A 1,154-nucleotide genomic window follows, 5' to 3' on the forward strand; every position below is an offset into this window, starting at 1 on the left:
TCGATCTCCTTGCGCACCCGCCGGAGGAACTCGTGCGTTGCCGGAAGGTTTTCGCAGTTGGTGCCCTCCTCCGCGTAGAGGTAGGGCACGGCGTCGAGGCGGAAGCCGTCGATGCCCAGGTCCAGCCAGAACTTCAGCGCCGACAGGATCTCGTCCTGGACCGCCGGGTTCTCGTAGTTGAGGTCCGGCTGGTGGGAGAAGAACCGGTGGAAGAAGTACTGCTTGCGCACCGGGTCGAAGGTCCAGTTGGACACCTCGGTGTCCACGAAGATGATCCGCGCGCCGTCGTACTGCTTGTCGTCGTCGGCCCACATGTAGTAGTCGCCGTAGGGCCCGTCGGGGTCCTTCCTCGACTCCTGGAACCACGGGTGCTGGTCGCTGGTGTGGTTCATGACGAAGTCGATGATGACCCGCATGCCGCGCTGGTGGGCGGCGTCGGCGAACTCCACGAAGTCGGCGAGGTCGCCGAACTCCGGCAGGACGGCGGTGTAGTCGGAGACGTCGTAGCCGCCGTCCCGCAGCGGGGACTGGAAGAACGGAGGGAGCCAGAGGCAGTCGACGCCCAGCCACTGGAGGTAGTCGAGCTTGGCGGTCAGGCCCTTGAGGTCGCCGACGCCGTCGCCGTTGCTGTCCTGGAACGAACGCACCAGGACCTCGTAGAAGACCGCACGCTTGAACCACTCCGGGTCCCGGTCCTTGACGGGAGTGTCCTCGAAGGTGTCCGGGACGGGTTCGTTGACGATCATTTTATGGGTGACCCTCCGATCTGCGGGTTGGACGGTCGCAGGACGTTCAGCACGTGCGCGGGCCGACGGCCCGGCTCGAGGCGCACGTAGTTCGTCCTGCCCCAGTGATAGGTCTCGCCGGTGAGCTCGTCGCGCACCGGCACGGACTCATGCCAGTCCAGGCCGAGTTGCGGCAGGTCCAAAGAGACGGTGGCCTCCTGGGTGTGGTGGGGGTCCAGGTTGGCGACCACCAGGACCGTGTTCGGTCCGCTCCTCTTCGAGTAGGCGATCACCGCCTCCTTGTCGGTGTGGTGGAAGTGGAGATCCCGGAGCTGGCGCAGGGCGGGGTGCTGCCTGCGGATGGTGTTGAGCCGGGTGATGAGGGGGGCGATGGTGCGGTCCTCGCGGGCGGCGGCTTCCCAGTCGCGG

At 66.4% G+C, this 1,154-nt stretch carries 2 protein-coding genes; both read right to left on the reverse strand.

Features of this window, described 5'->3' with window-relative positions; translation table 11 throughout:
* Positions 1-746 (reverse strand): alpha-amylase family glycosyl hydrolase (locus ABZZ79_RS39705; RefSeq protein WP_356697560.1); only part of this gene is annotated, 746 nt, incomplete at its 3' end.
* Positions 743-1,154: DUF3459 domain-containing protein (locus ABZZ79_RS39710; RefSeq protein WP_356697562.1), on the reverse strand; the 412-nt coding region annotated here is incomplete at its 5' end. The genes ABZZ79_RS39705 and ABZZ79_RS39710, both read right to left, overlap by 4 nt.

The sequence above is a fragment of the Streptomyces sp. NPDC006458 genome (assembly GCF_040612135.1).
Taxonomy (GTDB): domain Bacteria; phylum Actinomycetota; class Actinomycetes; order Streptomycetales; family Streptomycetaceae; genus Streptomyces.